Here is a 17853-nt window from a genome sequence, read left to right on the forward strand (position 1 = left end):
CGGCGGCGGGGGATCGGGGCATTGTATTCGGTTCGGCGGGCGGCCGCTGACGCGTGCTTGAACGGCCCGGCCGTGCCGGCGCCTTTCTGGTATAAGCACGAAACGACGTGCGGCACGGCGTCCGGCTTCTTCCACCGCCTATCGTTTCATGCGCGAGCTTCCACCGACCACCCATCCCGCCGCGGACGCCGACGTCTATCACGTGCCGCGTCCGCTCGTCGTGTTCGGCGGTTCGGTCGTCGAGCCCGAATGGCGGCTGGAGCGCCACAGCCATCGCCAGGCGCAGCTGCTCTACACGCTGAGCGGCGTCGTCTATTGCGAGATCGACGGCGGCGTGTGGAGCGCGCCCCCGCAATGCACGGTGTGGATTCCCGGCGATGTTCCGCACGCGGCGCGCGGCTCGGCCGGCGCGACCTTCTACGCGGTGCTGGTCGAACCCGACGCCGCGCTCGACCTGCCCGCGCGCTGCTGCACGCTGTCCGTGTCGCCGCTGCTGCGCGAACTGCTGCTGAAGGCCGCGAGCTTTCCGAACCTGTACGACGTCGACGGGCCGCAGGGGCGGCTGATGGCGACGCTGCTCGACGAACTCGTCGCGGCGCCGGTCGAGGACCTGTACCTGCCGATGCCGACCGACCGCCGGCTGCGCAAGCTGATCGACCATCTGCTCGACGATCCAGCCGACAAGTCGCCGCTGGCCGAACTCGCACGGCGCGCGGGCATCAGCGAGCGCAGCCTCACACGGCTCGCGACGAAGGAGCTCGGGATGAGCCTCGGCGACTGGCGCCGGCGGCTGCACGTCGCGCTGTCGCTGCGGATGCTGACGACCGGCCGCCGCGTGCACCAGATCGCGATCGACCTCGGCTACGAGAGCGCGAGCAGTTTCGTGACGATGTTCCGCAAGGCGACCGGCAAGTCGCCGACGCAATTCCTGACCGACCGGCAACGCTGAACGCGCCGGCCGCGCCCGCGGATGCGCAGGTTTGGCCAGATTGAAAAAGCAGTTGGCCGGGATGAGAAATGACGCGTTTGGCCTCGATCCATAAAATGAGAATCGTTCTCATCTGGAGGTCGACATGCAAATCACCACGACTGAATTCCCGTTCGTCTGGCTGCGTTACCGCGGTTCGACGCACTTCGAACCGGCCCGGTTGATCGCCGAGCTCGACGCGTTGCTGGCGCGCGGCGAACGCTTCGTTCTTCTGACCGACGACGCGCCGTCCGGCGACGATCGCGGCGATACCGACCACGAGATGCGCAAGCAGCTCGCGAAGTGGAGCAAGGCCAACCGTGCGCAGTCGCGCGAATGGATCCCGGCGATGATCGCGATCGAGCCCGATGCGGCCCGGCGTGCCGCGCTCGATGCATTCTCGGGCACGTTCGAGAAGGTCTGGGGCTATCCGCTGAACGCGGCGGCGAGCCGCGAAGACGCGCTGGCGCTCGCGCAACGGCTGCTCGCCGAACCCGCGCGCCGCATCGCCGCGGCGAACGCCTGACCCGGCCGCCGCGCGCCGCGCGGCTTTCGTCGACATCGACAACCGTGTACGGTGCGCGCACGCGCGCCGCGGCCTGTCGCAACCACGCAGGGGTGACCGGTGGACAATCCGATCCGCGCGATGCGCATCTTCACGCGCATCGTCGAAATGAACAGCTTTACACGCGCGGCGCAGGCGCTCGGCATTTCGCGCGCCACCGCGACGCGGACCGTGCAGGAGCTCGAGGCGGCGCTCGGCACGCCGCTGCTGGTGCGCACGACGCGCGCGCTGCGGACGACGTCCGAAGGCGACGCGTATTACCGGCGCTGCGTGAGCATCACGGCGGACGTCGACGAGCTCGAAGCCAGCATGCGCGGCGCCGCGCGGCATCCGGGCGGGCCGCTGCGCGTCGAGGTGCCGGCGTCGGTGGCCGGTGCGATCGTGCTGCCGGCGCTCGACGCGTTTCACGCCCGGCATCCCGATCTCGTGCTGATGCTGGGCGTGGCCGGGCGCGCGGGCGATCGCGACGCCGACACGGTCGACTGCGGCATCCGGCTGGGCGCGCTGCCCGATTCGTCGCTCGTCGCGCGCCGGCTCGGCACGCTCGAACGCGTGACGTGCGCGAGCCCGGCGTATCTCGACCGCTTCGGCGTTCCGCGCACGCTCGACGCGCTCACGGCGCACCGCGCGGTCAGCGGCGCGCGGGTACCCGGCCAGCGCTCGGCCGAACTCGATTTCGTCGCGGACGACGGCGTGCGCAAGGTCCGGCTCGACAGCATCGTCAGCGTGGACGACGAGCAGGCGTACCTGGCCTGCGGCGTGCACGGCCTCGGGCTGATCCAGCCGACGCGCATCGCCGCGCAGCCGCTGATCGACGCGGGCCGGCTGCGGGAAGTGCTGCCGTGCTGGCAACCCGAGCCGGCCGCCGTGTCGGCGGTCTACGTGAAGCGCCCGCATGTGTCGCCCGGCGTGCGCGCGTTCGTCGACTGGATCGCCGAGCGTTTCGTGCAGGCCGCGCACGAGCATGAAGGGCTGGCGGCGGCGGGGGCGGCAGGGTGGCGGCCGGCGCGGGAGGCGATCGCCGCCCGCGATCGCGACAGCAGGCTGGCGGAACTGGCGTGACGGCAGGGTGCCGCCTGACGTGAAATCAGGCGTCCGCGAGGCGGAATGCGCCGGCCATGCGTTCCTGTTCCCGGGCAGGAAGCGCGAGTCCCGTCGCGAGCGTTCTGCACTGGCTGACGACGCCGCGGAAATCATCGACGATGTCGTCGGCTTCGCCCAGGCGTACCCGGAAGTATTCGCATACCTCGCGGGCGAGTTCGAGATCGAGCGCGTTGCGGCTTCCGTGATGTTGAGCTTGAGACCGTCGGCGATCCCGACCGGATTCATGTCGTAGGCGGCGGAGCGTCGCCAGCCGGCGCCCGGTACGAGCATGAAGCCGTGATTGCGAAGAGGGTCGTCCGTATTCGAGACGAGCGGGTTGAAGACGATGCGCGCCCATCGCTCACGCAAGTCGGTGCAGGAGCGGAGAACCAGGTTGGGTGGATTCCAAGGTGCAAGTATTCTGGCGATTGATGGGTGATTCGGCCAGGATACTGGCATTTTCTACTTCTTGTCGCTACGCCGCCTTCAACCGCCTCAGCTCTTCCGCCAGAAAATCCACGGATGCGCGAATCCGCGCGGACGTCTGGTGACGTTGCGCATACACCGCGTAGATATCGGCGCTCGGCGTTTCGTGATTGGGCAGCACGACGACGAGACGCCCGTCCGCGAGATAGTCGCGCAGGTCCCATTCCGCGCGCATCAGGATCCCGTGTCCGTCGAGCGCCCACTTCGCCGCGATCTCGCCGTCGTTCGTCGTCAGGTTGCCGTTGATCCGCACGGCTTCCGTGTGGCGTGCCGCGCCGCGCGAGATACGCGGGCGCCGCGCACAAGCAGCCGGCGGTTCAGCGCGAGCCGCCGCGCGACGAAGTGCGAGATCGCGGGGCCGACATGGCTGCGCCCGAACCCGAGCGTCGCGTTCACGCGCAGCAGCCCTTTCGGCCGCTGCTTCGCGCTGCCGAGCAGTTCGCCGAGCTCGTCCATCTGGTCGAGGATCCGGCGCGCGTAGTCGAGATACACGTCGCCTTCGGGCGTCAGCATCATCCGTCGCGTCGTGCGGTTGACGAGCGTCATGCCCGCGCGCCGCTCCATCTGCGTGAGCCGCTTGCTGACGGCCGCCGCGGTCAGCCCGAGTTCGCGCGCGGCCGCGCTCAGGCTGCCCGATGCGGCCAGCGTCGAGAAGAAGCGAGGAGCATGAGACGTTCGGGCTTTGGCTTTTCGTGGCCGTCGGCGGCAACGAACAACGGAACCGGGGGGCGCTCCAGCTTCGTCGGCTGTCAAAGATAATCGACCTGATGCCGACTGATCCGCAAGCCGACAAGCTCGTCTCGAACACGTAAATGTTCGGGGTGCGTAGCGTAGGCATGAAGGCTTTCGCGACTCTCGAATTCGGAGACGAGTACCACGTCGCACGCGTAGTCGATGCGGCTGAAGTCGAGCCCGATCTCGAGTTTCAGCATGCCAGGAATTTTCCCTATCAAACCTTCGAACGATCGCTTGATGACACCCGCCGCTTGTGCCTTCTCTTCAGCCGTGTCACCTAGTACGTTCCACATCACAATGTGTTTTACCATTTTATCCTCGGCCGTACGTATCACGTGTATGGTTCATTTGCCCGTCTTGGTCCGATGGTCGCTACAACCTCGGCTATGGTTCGACAACGAAAGCCAGTCTGCCAACGCCTCCCGCGTGAACGGCGTTCGGCACCATGGCAATGCGTTATGGATGTACGGTCGACCAGAGCAACGGAGAGAGATGCATTCTTTCTTGGCGTGCAAAGAAAGCAACGCCGCTTAGAACATTTGGCGAATCCCCGCCATGAGTCCCAATTGCCCCATGCCGGCGCCAGGTGTTGTTCCGCCTCCACCTTGACTGACGGTGTATCTCGCATGTGGGCTGTTGAAAAGATATCCCCCTTGAAAATACATCGCAGTCCGCTTTGACATGAAATACGTGGTCCGCAAGGTTACGATTGTGCCCCGGGCGTTCTGCGTGGCGTTAAGTATTCTGAAGACTCCGCCATCGACGTTAACCGCCGGAGTGAAAAGATACGCGGCCGTCAGATAGAACTGGTCGGAATGAACGTCCGGTACAGTCGTCGATACCGTCTCAACTCGTCGCCCAAGCCACCCTGCGCCGATCTTTAGTTGTCCCGCGATCGCGTACCCGTTTAACTGCATGCGTATGTCTTTATCCCCAGACTGTGTCAGCGGAAAAGGCGCGACGCCATTGAAAAAGTTTGCAGCTGCCTGGTTACCGCCACGCTGTTCGTCGTACGCTGCCGCGACGCCAAAATTAGGCACGTCATACCGCAACATGACCGACCATTCCTTGCAGTCCATATAACTCCCGGCCACGGACCCAACGCATGAGCCCTGTCCCGGCGAATTTCCTCCGGCATCACGCCCGAACGAATAAGTGGCGCCAGCGGTTACTCCCGCAAAGGTGCCTTTCCACGCAATCGTGTTGTCGCTACGTGCGTTCGGGATGGCAAGATCGAATGAACCCACGCCGTTATATACGTCCGGCCCTAACACGTCGGCGTCTTGGATTGCCCAAAATGTCATCGTGTATTGGCGACCGAAAGTGAACGTGCCGAAAGGACCCTGCACGCCAACCCACGCCTGCCTGCCGAACAGGCGGCCTCCCTGGTTGAGAGTTCCGCTCGAAACGTTGAACCCATTTTCCAGCGCAAAGATTGCGGAAATCCCGCCACCGAGATCCTCCTTCCCTCGAAAGCCCCAACGAGATGGAATTTGTCCTGTAATAGACGGCATCCGAACCACCCGGTTGCCGTTGGTGTTTGCATGTGTGACCAGTTCAACGCCGGTATCAAGAATCCCGTACAAGGTCACGCTGCTTTGGGCGAAAGCGGTGGACCACAAGCAGCTTCCTGTCACGGATGCAGCTGCGACAAGCGCATAACGTGCTCTCATTTCGTCTCCTGATTTCTGTATTTGCTTTGGTTTTCTTGATACGTCTATTGAAGGTTTTAAAAATGCTTTTTTATTCGTTATGCGAAATAAATATTTGTGTCGAGAAGAGTAATCAGTTGAACGTGATCCTTATAGATGCTTGATAATTTTCCGGCTACGTCGGGTTGATGACGGTAGAACGTTCATGCCGCAGCTTCTGCACAAAGCGGGGCGGTGCTGTAAGTAGCAAACGCTAAGCGCAACCTACTCAACAAATTTCAGGACAAAATTCTGGTGAACTTTCCAGAACGGATTCGAGAATTCCAGAGCAGCCGCTTCTTTGGGATCGTCGGTGCGCTTGAAATTCCCGATCAGGCTCTCTTTCACGCCAAACACGGTGTCCTCGGCGAGATAGCGACAATCCGGTGTGAAAATGTGAGTGATGACCGTCTCAAAGCCTGGCGCCTGGACGATGAAATGTATGTGAGCGGCACGGTTGGGGTGCCGGCCGAGGGCAGCGAGCATCTTTCCGACGGGGCCATCATCGGGCACTGGATAAAACCGCGGTTTGACCGACCGCAGCCAAAAGTCACCATTAGCGTCGGACTGAAATTTGCCACGGAGGTTTCCGTCGGGCTGGACTCCTTTTTGTTGTACGTCGTAAAACCCGTCGTCATTGGTCTGCCACACATCGATCACTGCACCAGCGACCGGGTTACCGTCGACATCGGTGACCCGGGCCCGCACAACAAGGGGTTCGCCTTTATGGTCGCGACAAATATTGGTGCCGTGCGGAGATACCGGAACACCGTCCACGAAGAACGGTCCCAAGATCGTGTTTTCGGTCGCGCTTCCCGGACGGCGATGATTGATGGCATCTACAAGCATCGAGACGCCGAGTACATCCGACAGCAAAATGAACTCCTGCCGCCATTCTGTACACATATGCCCTGTATCGGTCAGGAAATGGATGGCCGCCAGCCATTCTTCGTGCGACGGTTCGATTTCCTTGACCGCGGCATGAAGATGCCGAACGACTGCTTCGGCGATGATTCGCGTTCGCGCGGGTACGTTCGGGCCAATTCTCGCGTTGACTATTTCTGCTGATGCTGATTCGTCGAAAAGCGGGTACGACGTTGGTTCTTTCGCGTTCATGTCAGGATCTCTATTTACGCTGTATGACATCCGCCCGAAACAGCCTCGCACACCGCAGGCTCACCTCGATACGCGCGCGAGATCAGGTCCAGCAGTCCTTGGCGCTCAAGAGGTCGGGGGTTCCAGTATGGGTTGGCGAGCGCGAGGTCCACCGCTTGTTCGACACCGGCTTCCGGCATTCCGATCGCGCCAAGGCCGCGAGGCACGCCAACGGCATCATTGACGCGCTGAAGTTCGGCCGGAACATCCGTCACCCCGAGCGCTTCGCGGAGTTGGCTTATCACTTCCGGGATCGCCGATGCGTTATAAGCGAGAGAATGCGGCAACACGATCGCATGTGTCTCCGCGTGGGGCAGATCGAATGCACCACCTAGCGTGTGACATAACTTGTGGTGCAAGGCCATCCCCACCGATCCTAGACACATACCGGCGAGCCACGCTCCGTACAACGCATCCGTACGCGCGCCCACGTCTGAGCCATCCGAATGGATCCGAGGCAAAGCCTTCACCAGCGCGCGAACGCTTTGAAGCGCGAGGGCGCTGATGACGGGATTGGCATCGCGGGCATACAACGCCTCGATCGCGTGTGCAAGTGCGTTCATGCCGCTCACACCAGAGAGGCCCACAGGCATCTCCATTGTCAGGTCGACGTCATAGATCACTGTCTCGGGCAACACTTTTGGGCTGCGCAACGTCGTTTTGACACCATCGACCGTTTCACCCAGAATCGGCGTCATCTCGGATCCTGCATAGGTCGTAGGCAGGATAATCTGAGGCATATCGGTTCGAAGGGCCAGCGCCTTCGCAAGTCCCGTGGTCGAGCCGCCCCCCATTGAGACAACCCCGTCGACCTTCAGCTCAGCAGCGATATCAAGTGCTTCTTCGGTGACACTGACAGGCGTATGCATCCGAGCGCCGGCAAATGTTCCCGCGTGCCTCGGGCCGAGTTGTTTCGTGATCTCGGACCCGATAGCCGCGTGCAGCGGACCGTACAGAACCAAAATACGCGAGAGGCCCAGCCGTTCGACTTCTTCTCGTACTACACGTCTGGTGCCCGACCCGAAAATCACCCGGGTCTGGAGGCCTTCGTAAGTGAATGGCGCACGGCATTGGGCGGATCTGTTACCCATATCAATTCACCCTTGTGCGGTACCAGCGGCGGACGGCTTCTTCGCCGGCTGAATCTCGAAACGACACGACTTCTTCTGTGCGAGGAGAATGCAGAGCGCACCACCTGCCGCGGCGACACCCATCGCGATCAGCACGCTATTGCCGCCGTCGAAGATTTGCTGCAGCGCGCCGCCAATGAACGGCCCAAGAATGGCGCCGAGGCGCCCGACCGCCAATTCCATGCCTACAGCAGTTGCCCTCATCTCTGTCTCGTATGAGGTGGCGGTGAAGTTGTTTAGAACGAATTGACCACCAATGATGCAAAATCCCGCAACTGCACTGCAAAGGAGATTTATCCAATGCTGGTGAAAGAAAACGAGACACAACATCGCCGTGGCGCCACCGAGCGACCACACGCATAACCACATACGTGTTCGACCCGTACGGTCGACAAGATACCCACAAACCAGCCCACCAACGAAAGACATCATTTGCATCAGCGCGCCGAAGGCAAAGCTTGCCGAGAAGCTTTCGCCTCGCGCCTGCATGAGGGTTGGAATCCACGCCGAGAGGCCGAAGATGCAAAACAAGCTAAGAAAACTCGTTGCCCAGATAGACAGCGAGAGCTGGCGCCAAGGCCGGGCAAGCAAGCTGAACACGGAGGCGCGTTGCGTCACTGATGCTCGCAACACACTGCAATCTCTGTACGTATCTGCCCGTTCTGGCCGCAATTTCGCAAGGACGCTCTTCACGTCCTCATCGCATCCGCGTATCAGGGAGAACTTTGGTGATTCAGGGAGATACAGATGCAAGAAGGGCAAGAGAATGACCGATAGTGAGCCGACCCAGTAAAGTCCTTGCCACCCCGTGTGCGGCGTGAGGAAAACCCCCACTAAGCCTGCTGCTGCGCCGCCCATTGCCCACCCTAGGGCGACACCCCACAGAGCGAAGGTATTAGCCACACGGCGCGGCGCAAGCTCATTAATGTAGGTCGTTGACAGCGGGAGCAGGACGCCCAGGCCGAGGCCAGTGAGCACTCGAAGCGTGCAAAACGAGGCGAACGAATCTGCCAATAACGCGGTGAGCAAGGAGAAGATGGTGGTAATCCACAAGCCACCGATGAGCGTAACGCGTCGACCCAGACGGTCTGCGACCGCCCCGTGCACAGCTGCACCGACGAGGAATCCCACGAGTCCGCTTGAGACAAGCATGCCCGCTTGTTGGAGCGACAGGCCCCACGGGCCATGCACATAATGGATCACATAGGCGGGATTGAAGGTATCGTACCCGTCGAACATCGTCAGCAGCGCGAGCAGCACGCCAAGCCGTATGTGCATCGGGCCGACGCGCGCATCGGCAAGCTCCTTGTGTACATCAATCGACTCTTTCAGCATGTTGTCTGTCTCCATATGACTGCGCGGGCTTTGCCCGCCGCTTGCGGCGGGTCATCTGCTCTTATGTGCTTTGCTTTCGCGAGTTGCCGCTCACCGGTCAAGCTTGAACAGGCGTTCGGCGTTGGTCCGACCGATCTTGACGCGGTCGTTATCGCTAATTGAAGCAGCGTCAAACCAATCAGCTGCATGATTCACGTTTTCAAACGGCCAGTCGGTCGAAAAGAGGATCCGGTCCGAGCCGATTTCGAGCATTGCATCCACCAAGGTCTGCGTCCGAAAGTTGCCCGACGTCGTCAGCCAGAAGTTCGCGTGGAAATAATCAGCGATGCGCTTCTTTGCCGGATAGTTCGGTACGGTTTCCACCCATGCATTGCGATTGTCAATTCGCCACATGCTGTACGGGAGGCCCTCGCCCATGTGTCCGAGGATGATCTTCAGGGCCGGGAATTCGTCAAAAAGGCCCGAACCCATCAGGCGCAACGCATGGACCGCCGTTTCCTGACCAAACGCCCAAGTAGGGCCCAGTAACCACGGGTGGCCTGCATAGATGGGAGCATGCGCGGGAAGCGGATTGCGCGGATGCAAATAGAATGGCACGTCGAGCGCCTGCACCATCGACCAAAACGGACGAAATTGCGGCAGATCGTAATAAAGAACCTCATTACCACCTTCGACCTGCGAGAAGCCGTTGACGAGCGCGCCGACGAAACCAAGCTCCTTGACACAGCGTTCCAGTTCGCGCGCTGCCAGTTCCGGCGACTGCATTGGAAGAGCGGCAAAACCTTTGAAGCGGTTAGGATTCTTCGCAATCTGCCCGGCGAGAAAATCGTTTGCCCGACGGGACAATTCGTATGCTGCGTTCGTGTCCGGGATCGCCTGCACGGTGGGGGCGTTGAGCGACAGAATCATCAGGTCAACGCCGTTCTCGTCCATTTCTTGGATCCGACGGTCTTGAATGTCGAGCAGCCGAGCTTTGAGTTCGACCCAATAGGACGGCGGTACGAACCCTGCTGAATCCTGCACTGTCTCCGCCATCGCGAAATGTTCTTCCAACGCGATTTTTTTCTCTACCTTGAACGACATGGAAAGCTCCTTGAAACTTAGTATTGACCCTTCGGCTCGAGGCCGAGTGCCATTTGCCCGTACATCGTGCCGACTGAATCCCAGTTCATGCTGATGTGCCTTCCGACAGCATTGGCGTCGCGCCACGCACGTTGCACCGGATGCGCAAGGTCAAGTCCTTGCCCTCCTGTCGATGCATTCAGGGCTTCCGCGGCGCGGATTGCGAGCGACACGGCGAAGGAATGTCCGCGCCGACTGGTGATCCTGTCCTCGATCGAGATCTTTTCACCTTGTTCAACTGTGGCCTCCCGCTCTCGAAGATCCGAAAGCAGGATCTTCTTCGCTGCATCACAACTTGCCGCCGCCTCGGCAACGCGGAGTTGAATGGTGGGGAATTCGGCCATTCGGTTCTGACCACCGGCGACCGCGCCGCGCGTCACGCGCCGAGCCGTCCGCTCCAGGTAGTCGTCTAGCGCGCCATGTGCGGTACCCACGGCAACGGAAGCCAGGCACGACGGAATGGCACTGAGCATCGGCATCATGAGTCCCTTGCGCTCAGGCCTTGCTTTCGCGCCAGGCGTATCTCCGCTGGTCGTCTCGGAGAAAAGCAGCGCGCGATGTGCTGGTACGAAGACTTTGTCGAGCACAAGAGTCTTGCTTCCCGTGCCGGCGAGCCCGACCACGTGCCAAGTGTCTTCGATGACGTAGTCGGTCTCGGGAACCAGCAGAAAAGCGGGACCCGGTTTTGCCCCTTCACTTGTCGGGGGAAGCATCGCAGCGCAAAGCGACCACTGCGCGCAGTCGCAACCGCTCGCAAAACTCCACCGGCCGCTGATGAGATACCCCCCCTCCGCGGGCTCGGCCTGGCATACAGGAGCGTAGGAACCACAGACAAGTGCGTCCGGGTTGTCGCCCCACACGTCTTCTTGCGCTTCCAGCGGAAATCCGGCAACCAACCACTGGTGTGCAGAAAGCAATCCAGCAACCCACGCTGTCGATGCGCACCATTTGGCGAGCTCGATATTCAGATCAACCAGCACAGAAAAGTCATACTCCAGGCCGCCGAATTCCTTCGGTTTGACAATGTCGAAGTAGCCGGCATCCTGCAACGCGTTAATACTTTCCATGGGTACGCGGCGATCGCTTTCTACTTTCGACGCTCGCGCCACAATCGTTGACCGCAACGCTGTCAATCGAGCGCGCAATTCGGACACACTGGACCGGTTTTGATTGGTGGGGCTTGCCACACTCAGGGACTTCTCTGCAACGTTCATCACCATCTCCGTCAAAATATTAGAAATACGGCTTAGGCTTTCAATCGTCTTATATCTAGCAGTACGAAGCGTTTCGGTACAGAAGCGGGTTCGAATCATCGTTGAGTAGCACCTCCTCGGCGGTGCCGATGAAGATGGTGTGAGTGCCGAATGGCACTGCTGCTACTTTCCGGCAAAAGATGTTGACCTGGGCGCTCGCAAGATAGTCAACACCTGCAGCATGCTTGGCCCAATCGCCCGTAAAAAACCGGTCTTCAGGAGAAGCTGCCCCGCTAAAAGCCGTAGAGACGCTCGCCTGATCGTGCTTCAAAATATTCACGCAAAAACTGCGTGCGGAAAGGAGGATGTCGTGAAGGAGCGTCGACTGATTAGCGCAGACGATGAGCGACGGCGGGTCCATCGACAGCGAGTTCACCGCGGTCATGGTCATGCCGTGTCGTCGAGTCCCGTCTGATGCTGTAACAATCGTGACGGTAGAAGTCAGACGCCGCATTGCAGCGCGAAAGGACGTGCCGATGTCGAGCGGGGGCGGGGATAGGGTTTCCATCATGTCTCCTGTTGGAACCGGGCTTTTGCCTCGTGTTGAAATCAGTATATTTGCATTTGCAAATGTTGCCAATGAAATTGATGCGGATGAGACAGTTGCTTTGATAGAATCTGTCAATCGACAGGGGATTACCCGTGTACAAACTTACCGACTCCGTTCCTTATCTCCTCAATCGCGTGGGCGTGCGTATGGGGGAGCTTTTCTCGCGCCACATCGCTCCCTATGGGGTCACGTTGCCCATGTATCGTGTGATGGCCGCCCTTTGGGAGACGCCGAACCAGCGTCTGAATGACCTCGGCGCAATGACGACGATCGAGCTTTCGACGCTGTCGCGGCTCATCGGGACCATGGAGAAAATGAAGCTGGTATCGCGAAGTCGTCTTGAGACGAACGCGAGGACCGTCGCGATCAACCTGACGAAGTCGGGGACGGAGTTGGTTTCCGAACTTATGCCGATAGCGCGCCACTTCGAGGAGGTCGCTGTAAGCGAACTGTCGCCGGAGAATTTGCGTCTTTTTAAGAAAACGCTTGACGATGTGTATTCAAAACTGGATTCGATCGAAGCCGAGCTTATGCTGACATCTTCGTAGCGAAGCGCAGGCCGGCCATGACGCCGATGCTGGTTAGCGAGCAGCTCTATCCTCGGGCCTAGAACGGCCAGGTGAGCCCTTCAAAACCGGGCAAAGGCTTCGCGACATCTCGACACTGAAACCACAAAGACTGGCGCCTTTCGCTCGCCCTCCACGTCGTCGAGCGAGGGCTCCCGTCGCGGATAGCGTTCGGACTTGGGAGAACAAAGTTCAGATGTCGAAGTTCGCCTCGTTCTGAACCGCCGCGACAGTGACAACATGCGCGGCAGGCTGGCCGCTCATATTTCGACGCCGCGATCGCTTCGGGCGGTGCGAGCGTGACGACGAACAACCGTGCATCACGCGCGTCGCAGGCGGCGCGCAGCCGCGCGTGTTCCGCTTCGCCGATCGGATAGGCGATGACCAGATGGCGTTCGCGCGCGGCCGCGATCTGCGCGACGAGACGTTCGAGCGCGAGTGCCCACTGCACGTCCAACGGCGCGTCGTCGGGCGGCGCATCGTGATCGTCGCCGTCGATGAAGCACGCATCGGGCAGCACGCGTGCGAGCGCGAGGCCGATCGTCGTCTTGCCGCTGTTGATCGGGCCGTTCAGGTGGATGACGGTAAGGGCGGTCATGGGTCGAGGCAGGAAGCGGATGACTCGCAGCTTGCCATGACGGGCGCGGCGGCGCGGTGCCGTGAGGGCGTCGCGTGGTGCAATGCGAAGGGGGGGGAAGCGGACAGGCCGGGAGGGGAGCGGCAGGCTGCGTGCGCGACGAGGCGTCGCACACGCAGCCTGCCCGACCGTGCCGCATGCAGCAATGCGGCACGGCGTCGAGCGAGACGGCTTACTTGTCGTCGCCCTTGATCTGCGGCAGTGCCGACGCTTCGCCCGGCGTCAGCAGGCCGACTTGCGCATACACGCGCAGCTTGTCGCGCGTATCGGTGATGTCGAGGTTGCGCATCGTCAGCTGGCCGATCCGGTCGCGCGGCGAGAACGTCGATGCAACCTTCTCCATCGACAGGCGTTCCGGCTGGTACGTGAGGTTCGGCGACTTCGTGCTCAGGATCGAGTAGTCGTTGCCGCGGCGCAGTTCGATCTTCACTTCGCCGGTGACCGCGCGTGCGACCCAGCGTTGCGCGGTTTCGCGCAGCATGATCGCCTGCGGGTCGAACCAGCGGCCCTGGTACAGCAGGCGGCCGAGGCGGCGGCCGTTCTCGCGGTACTGCTCGATCGTGTCTTCGTTGTGGATGCCGGTAACGAGGCGCTCGTACGCGATGTACAGCAGCGCGAGGCCCGGGGCTTCGTAGATGCCGCGGCTCTTCGCCTCGATGATCCGGTTCTCGATCTGGTCGCTCATGCCGAGGCCGTGGCGGCCGCCGATGCGGTTCGCTTCCAGCAGCAGCTCGACCTGATCCTTGAACTCGACGCCGTTCAGCGCGACCGGCTGGCCGGCTTCGAAGCGCACCGTCACTTCTTCCGCGGCGATCTTCACGTCGTCGCGCCAGAACGCGACGCCCATGATCGGGTTCACGATCTTGATGCCGCTTTCGAGGCTTTCCAGATCCTTCGCTTCGTGCGTCGCGCCGAGCAGGTTCGAGTCGGTCGAATACGCCTTCTCGGCCGACATCTTGTACGCGAAACCCGCCTGGTTCATGAACTCGGACATTTCGGCACGGCCGCCGAGCTCGTCGATGAAGGTCTGGTCGAGCCACGGCTTGTAGATCTTCAGATCCGGGTTCACGAGCAGGCCGTAGCGGTAGAAGCGCTCGATGTCGTTGCCCTTGTACGTGCTGCCGTCGCCCCAGATGTTGACGCCGTCTTCCTTCATCGCGGCGACGAGCATCGTGCCCGTCACGGCGCGGCCGATCGGCGTCGTGTTGAAGTACGTGACGCCGGCCGTCGTGATGTGGAACGCGCCGCTTTGCAGCGCCGCGATGCCTTCGGCGACGAGCTGCGCACGGCAGTCGATCAGGCGGGCGCCGGCTGCGCCGTATTCGATCGCGCGTTTCGGGATCGCGTCGTAATCGTCTTCGTCGGGCTGGCCGAGGTTCGCCGTGTATGCGTACGGGACGGCGCCCTTCAGTTTCATCCAGTGCAGCGCAGCGCTGGTGTCCAGGCCGCCGGAGAAGGCGATACCGACCTTCTGGCCGGTCGGGAGGCTTTCGAGAATCGTGCTCATAGGAATTACCGTGGATTGAAGCCGGTGGGATCGTATTTCGCGGAATATGCGAGTATCGGCTGTCCGGGAAGTTGGGGCAAGGGCTGATTTTCGTGCGGAATCGTCGTCCGGCCCGTCGGGCGGGCCGGACGGGCGATTAACCACGCGGAGAACGCGAGGCCGGAAGGCGCGAAATCGCGGCCGAAACCGGCCGCGGCGAGCACGGTCGCGAGGCCGGCTTGCGGGGCCGGATCGGCCGAAACGCGCGGCAGCCGCGATGGAAATGCCGGTCCGCCATTCCGAAAGGAATATGAAAGCATTGCGCCCGACACCCGGCATCCGCCGGGAACCTCAGATATTCCACGACTGCGCGGTGTCCAGCAGCTTCTCGCGCAACTGGTCGACTTCGCCGGCCAGCTTGGCCGTGATCGACACATAGCCGGACAGCTGCGGCGGCGGCACGTCGTGCGGCGGGTCGGCCGGCCGGCGGCGCGGCGCAAGCCGGCTCGGCGTGCCGAACTTGAGCGCGCGGCTGGCGCCGACCAGCGTGTCGCGGATGCGCCGGTTCACGGCCTTCATCTCGACGCGCATGTATTCGCGGGCCGCCACGTCGTCGCGGGCCGGCACCGCGCTCGACAGGATCTCCAGGTAGCCGATGCACAGGCGCAGGCTGCGCTGGATCGCCTCGAGCTGCGCCATCGACGTCTCGCATTCCTTCGACACCGACGGCATCAGCGAACGCAGCTGCACGAGCAGCGCGCTCAGCGCGGCCATTTCCTTCAGGTGCGCGTCGTCGCTGACCGGGCGGTCGCCCGCGAGCCGGGCATGCACGGCCGCGCACGCGCGCAGCGCGTCGGCGAGCTTGTAGCGCCACGAATAGGTGGCGTAGAGCGGCAGCGCGAACGAGAACGCCAGCGCGATCGCGATGCCGGTCAGCACGTTCACCGCGCGCCACAGGCCGTCGACGATCTCGTTGTCGCCGTGCCCGGCGACGATCACCATCGTGATCGCCGACAGCAGCGCGATGTAGCCGGCCTTGCCGATCGCGTGATACGCGCAGATGCCGCATGCGACGGCCATCAGCAGGTAGATCGCGACGGGCGCATGCAAGACGGAATACAGCACGATCAGCCCGAGCCCCGCGAGCGCGCCGATCGACGTGCCGAGCGCGCGCTCGGCCGCTTTCTTGCGGATGTTGCCGTGATGCTGCAGCCCGCCGACGACGATCAGCACGGTGATCGTCGACCACTCGCCGTGCGGCACGTTCAGGCCGGTGGACAGCGCGATCGACACGAGAATCGCGAGCGCGACGCGCGCCGCATGGATCAGCTTCGCGTGCCGGTAGCGGCGATACGGGTCGAGCAGCGGGCGGAGCGCATTGCGCAGCAGGGGCGGCAGTCGGGTAGGGAGCGGGGTGGTCATGACGAAACGGAGGTGGCCGGAACGCGCACGGCGGCGTGCGCGGGCAGGCGCGACGCCGCTGGCGCAGCAGACGTCACGCTAACCGAACGCGCGCGGGCTGTCCACGGCGCGGCCGGGCGGCACGCGACGTCACGCGTCGGCCGGAGTCGGCAGCGCTTCCAGCACGCGGTTGCGGCCGCCGGACTTCGCGCGGTACAGCGCTTCGTCGGCGCGACGCAGCAGCGTCGCGGCGTTCATCCGGCCGTCGGCGGTGGTCGCGGTGCCGATGCTGGCCGTGACGCGCCCGTACGGGCTCTTCACGTGCTCGATGCCGAGCTCCGCGATCGCGTACCGGATGGCTTCGGCGACGGTGGCCGCGCCTTGCGCGTCGGTGTCGGGCAGCGTGACGACGAATTCCTCGCCGCCGTAGCGCGCGACATGGTCGCTGTTGCGGCGCAGGCAGCCCGACGCGGATTGCGCGACGCGGCGCAGCACGTCGTCGCCGGCCGGGTGGCCGTAGTAGTCGTTGAATGCCTTGAAGTGATCGACGTCGACGAACAGCACGGACAGCGGCCGGCCGTTGCGTGCCGCGCGCTGCGCTTCTTTCGCGAGCACCGTGTCGAACGTGCCGCGGTTGTCGAGGCCCGTCAGCGAATCGGTGTGCGCGAGCCGGTACAGCTTCGATTCGGCGACCTGCCGGCGCTTCAGTTCGCGCGACAGCGCGAGCGATCCCCACGCGATGAATCCGGTGAACAGGCACATCAGCACGACGGTCCAGACCGCGCGGTAGTGCCACGACGCGTAGATGTCGAGCTCGGCCGGCGCGACGTCGACGATCAGCGGCAGGCCGGCGAGATGCTTGTAGACGTAGATGCGCCGGACGCCGTCGATCGCGCCGATGCCGGTCAGCTCGCCGATGCGGCTGCGCTGCGACTCGATGAACAGCGGCGAGTCGTGCAAGTCGAGGCCGACCACGCGGGTGTCGTACGGCAGGCGCGATACGAGCGTGCCGTTGTCCTCGACGATCGCCGCGCTGCCGTGCCGGCCGACCGCGAGGCCGTCGAGCAGCGCGCGGAAGTAGTCGATGCTGAGCGTGCCGACGACGATGCCGCCGAAACTGCCGTCGGGCAGGGTGATCCGGCGGCTGAGCGCGATCGTCAGTGCGCCGCCGCGCAGCCGGGAAGCGTACGGGCGGCTGATGTAGAGGCCGCGGGCGAGCCCGTCGCGATGCACGGCGAAATAGTCGCGGTCGGCGAAATTGCCTTGCCGGGCAGGCGACGCACTCGAATCGATCATGATATTGCCGTGCGGATCCATCACGAAAATCGAGCCGAGATACTCGCCGGTTGCCGCGCGGTCGAACAGCAGCCGGTGGCGCTGGCGCGGCGGCAATGTCATCAGCTCGGGATCGGTGACGCCGTCGACGACGTTTTGCAGCGACAAATCGTAGAGTTCGATATTGCGCGCGATATCGCGCTCGATCAGCAGCATCAGGTTGCGCGCATTTTCGACCGCATGGTCATACGCGTCGCGCCTTGCCTCGATTAATAGCGACGTGGAAAGTCCCCAACTGAACATCAGCAGCAAGATGCCCGCAACGAGCACGCCGCGGGGCGACAGAACGCGTGCCACGATCGACGCGGTGTGGCGGCGCAGCGTGGCGGGCAGCGGGAGTGACTTCATCCTCGGGC

General features: G+C 62.6%; 19 protein-coding genes and 2 pseudogenes. 5 read left to right on the forward strand and 16 right to left on the reverse strand.

The genetic code is table 11. The features are described 5' to 3' along the window. The first annotated feature begins 148 nt into the window (after nt 1-148). The 4 genes from WJ12_RS23710 (at nt 149) to WJ12_RS36885 (ending at nt 2868) form a co-directional block, all read left to right on the forward strand. Complete coding sequence (locus WJ12_RS23710) at nt 149-949, forward strand: AraC family transcriptional regulator (RefSeq protein WP_034185606.1); 801 nt, start codon at nt 149-151, stop codon at nt 947-949. Nucleotides 950-1073: 124 nt separating this feature from the next. Next, nucleotides 1074-1493 (forward strand): ATP--cob(I)alamin adenosyltransferase, encoded by a 420-nt coding sequence (locus WJ12_RS23715; RefSeq protein ID WP_034185607.1) that lies wholly within the window; start codon nt 1074-1076, stop codon nt 1491-1493. A gap of 99 nt (nt 1494-1592) precedes the next feature. Next, nucleotides 1593-2594, forward strand: a complete 1002-nt coding sequence (locus tag WJ12_RS23720; protein ID WP_059558560.1) for a LysR family transcriptional regulator — start codon at nt 1593-1595, stop codon at nt 2592-2594. 19 nt (nt 2595-2613) lie between these two features. Then, entirely contained in the window at nt 2614-2868 is a 255-nt protein-coding gene (locus tag WJ12_RS36885; RefSeq protein ID WP_226103887.1) for a hypothetical protein, read from the forward strand. On the opposite strand, the pseudogene WJ12_RS36890 reads toward WJ12_RS36885, so the two are convergent. The 11 genes and pseudogenes from WJ12_RS36890 to WJ12_RS23770 form a co-directional block, all read right to left on the reverse strand. Next, nucleotides 2838-3074: pseudogene (locus WJ12_RS36890) on the reverse strand (HipA domain-containing protein); the annotation flags it as partial. The gene WJ12_RS36885 and the pseudogene WJ12_RS36890 sit on opposite strands and share 31 nt — an antisense overlap. A 16-nt stretch (nt 3075-3090) precedes the next feature. Then, nucleotides 3091-3738 (reverse strand): LysR substrate-binding domain-containing protein, encoded by a 648-nt coding sequence (locus WJ12_RS23730; protein ID WP_226103895.1) that lies wholly within the window; start codon nt 3736-3738, stop codon nt 3091-3093. After that, a pseudogene (locus WJ12_RS36895) lies at nt 3657-3854 on the reverse strand (LysR family transcriptional regulator); the annotation flags it as partial. The gene WJ12_RS23730 and the pseudogene WJ12_RS36895, both read right to left, overlap by 82 nt. Next, nucleotides 3851-4147 (reverse strand): Dabb family protein, encoded by a 297-nt coding sequence (locus WJ12_RS23735; protein ID WP_069245863.1) that lies wholly within the window; start codon nt 4145-4147, stop codon nt 3851-3853. The pseudogene WJ12_RS36895 and the gene WJ12_RS23735, both read right to left, overlap by 4 nt. 219 nt (nt 4148-4366) lie before the next feature. Then, complete coding sequence (locus tag WJ12_RS23740; protein ID WP_082744715.1) at nt 4367-5509, reverse strand: porin; 1143 nt, start codon at nt 5507-5509, stop codon at nt 4367-4369. Between the two features lie 243 nt (nt 5510-5752). Further along, entirely contained in the window at nt 5753-6643 is an 891-nt protein-coding gene (locus tag WJ12_RS23745; RefSeq protein WP_069245865.1) for an intradiol ring-cleavage dioxygenase, read from the reverse strand. A gap of 14 nt (nt 6644-6657) precedes the next feature. Continuing rightward, the gene (locus WJ12_RS23750) at nt 6658-7773 is read right to left on the reverse strand and encodes a maleylacetate reductase (protein ID WP_059558548.1); all 1116 of its coding nucleotides are present in this window, start codon (nt 7771-7773) and stop codon (nt 6658-6660) included. 6 nt (nt 7774-7779) lie between these two features. Further along, complete coding sequence (locus tag WJ12_RS23755) at nt 7780-9147, reverse strand: MFS transporter (RefSeq protein ID WP_059558696.1); 1368 nt, start codon at nt 9145-9147, stop codon at nt 7780-7782. A 90-nt stretch (nt 9148-9237) separates the two neighbouring features. Further along, complete coding sequence (locus WJ12_RS23760; protein WP_059558545.1) at nt 9238-10230, reverse strand: amidohydrolase family protein; 993 nt, start codon at nt 10228-10230, stop codon at nt 9238-9240. 17 nt (nt 10231-10247) lie between these two features. Further along, on the reverse strand, nt 10248-11483 hold the full coding sequence (locus WJ12_RS23765; protein WP_059558693.1) for an acyl-CoA dehydrogenase family protein: 1236 nt from the start codon (nt 11481-11483) through the stop codon (nt 10248-10250). Nucleotides 11484-11538: 55 nt separating this feature from the next. Then, nucleotides 11539-12030 carry a flavin reductase family protein gene (locus tag WJ12_RS23770; protein WP_082744721.1) on the reverse strand — a complete coding sequence of 164 codons (492 nt, stop codon included), beginning with the start codon at nt 12028-12030 and terminating at the stop codon, nt 11539-11541. Between the two features lie 134 nt (nt 12031-12164). Between WJ12_RS23770 and WJ12_RS23775 the strand changes: the two genes are divergently transcribed. Next, a complete protein-coding gene (locus tag WJ12_RS23775) occupies nt 12165-12620 on the forward strand; it encodes a MarR family winged helix-turn-helix transcriptional regulator (RefSeq protein ID WP_156444796.1) in 456 nt (151 codons plus the stop codon). A gap of 58 nt (nt 12621-12678) precedes the next feature. On the opposite strand, the gene WJ12_RS36900 is transcribed toward WJ12_RS23775, so the two are convergent. The 5 genes from WJ12_RS36900 to WJ12_RS23795 all read right to left on the reverse strand — a co-directional run bounded on the left by WJ12_RS36900 (nt 12679) and on the right by WJ12_RS23795 (nt 17845). Beyond that, on the reverse strand, nt 12679-13236 hold the full coding sequence (locus WJ12_RS36900; protein ID WP_226103888.1) for a hypothetical protein: 558 nt from the start codon (nt 13234-13236) through the stop codon (nt 12679-12681). A 211-nt stretch (nt 13237-13447) separates the two neighbouring features. Beyond that, nucleotides 13448-14782, reverse strand: coding sequence for an argininosuccinate synthase (gene argG / locus WJ12_RS23785; RefSeq protein WP_059558537.1), 1335 nt, complete (start codon nt 14780-14782; stop codon nt 13448-13450). Nucleotides 14783-14787: 5 nt separating this feature from the next. After that, the gene (locus WJ12_RS36070) at nt 14788-15081 is read right to left on the reverse strand and encodes a hypothetical protein (RefSeq protein WP_156444795.1); all 294 of its coding nucleotides are present in this window, start codon (nt 15079-15081) and stop codon (nt 14788-14790) included. Between the two features lie 31 nt (nt 15082-15112). Next, nucleotides 15113-16183 (reverse strand): FUSC family protein, encoded by a 1071-nt coding sequence (locus tag WJ12_RS23790; RefSeq protein ID WP_059558535.1) that lies wholly within the window; start codon nt 16181-16183, stop codon nt 15113-15115. Between the two features lie 129 nt (nt 16184-16312). After that, complete coding sequence (locus WJ12_RS23795; protein WP_059558532.1) at nt 16313-17845, reverse strand: sensor domain-containing diguanylate cyclase; 1533 nt, start codon at nt 17843-17845, stop codon at nt 16313-16315. Nucleotides 17846-17853 lie beyond the last annotated feature (8 nt).

Source organism: Burkholderia seminalis, from assembly GCF_001718535.1.
GTDB lineage: Bacteria > Pseudomonadota > Gammaproteobacteria > Burkholderiales > Burkholderiaceae > Burkholderia > Burkholderia seminalis.

Excerpts from the sequence above, each read along its gene's own strand:
- WJ12_RS23710 (WP_034185606.1), top strand. The coding sequence starts at position 149 with ATGCGCGAGCTTCCACCGACCACCCATCCCGCCGCGGACGCCGACGTC.
- WJ12_RS23715 (WP_034185607.1), top strand. The coding sequence starts at position 1,074 with ATGCAAATCACCACGACTGAATTCCCGTTCGTCTGGCTGCGTTACCGC.
- WJ12_RS23735 (WP_069245863.1), bottom strand. The coding sequence starts at position 4,147 with ATGGTAAAACACATTGTGATGTGGAACGTACTAGGTGACACGGCTGAA.
- WJ12_RS23740 (WP_082744715.1), bottom strand. The coding sequence starts at position 5,509 with ATGAGAGCACGTTATGCGCTTGTCGCAGCTGCATCCGTGACAGGAAGC.
- WJ12_RS23745 (WP_069245865.1), bottom strand. The coding sequence starts at position 6,643 with ATGAACGCGAAAGAACCAACGTCGTACCCGCTTTTCGACGAATCAGCA.
- WJ12_RS23750 (WP_059558548.1), bottom strand. The coding sequence starts at position 7,773 with ATGGGTAACAGATCCGCCCAATGCCGTGCGCCATTCACTTACGAAGGC.
- WJ12_RS23755 (WP_059558696.1), bottom strand. The coding sequence starts at position 9,147 with ATGCTGAAAGAGTCGATTGATGTACACAAGGAGCTTGCCGATGCGCGC.
- WJ12_RS23760 (WP_059558545.1), bottom strand. The coding sequence starts at position 10,230 with ATGTCGTTCAAGGTAGAGAAAAAAATCGCGTTGGAAGAACATTTCGCG.
- WJ12_RS23765 (WP_059558693.1), bottom strand. The coding sequence starts at position 11,483 with ATGAACGTTGCAGAGAAGTCCCTGAGTGTGGCAAGCCCCACCAATCAA.
- WJ12_RS23770 (WP_082744721.1), bottom strand. The coding sequence starts at position 12,030 with ATGGAAACCCTATCCCCGCCCCCGCTCGACATCGGCACGTCCTTTCGC.
- WJ12_RS36900 (WP_226103888.1), bottom strand. The coding sequence starts at position 13,236 with ATGACCGCCCTTACCGTCATCCACCTGAACGGCCCGATCAACAGCGGC.
- argG (WP_059558537.1), bottom strand. The coding sequence starts at position 14,782 with ATGAGCACGATTCTCGAAAGCCTCCCGACCGGCCAGAAGGTCGGTATC.
- WJ12_RS36070 (WP_156444795.1), bottom strand. The coding sequence starts at position 15,081 with ATGCTTTCATATTCCTTTCGGAATGGCGGACCGGCATTTCCATCGCGG.
- WJ12_RS23790 (WP_059558535.1), bottom strand. The coding sequence starts at position 16,183 with ATGACCACCCCGCTCCCTACCCGACTGCCGCCCCTGCTGCGCAATGCG.
- WJ12_RS23795 (WP_059558532.1), bottom strand. The coding sequence starts at position 17,845 with ATGAAGTCACTCCCGCTGCCCGCCACGCTGCGCCGCCACACCGCGTCG.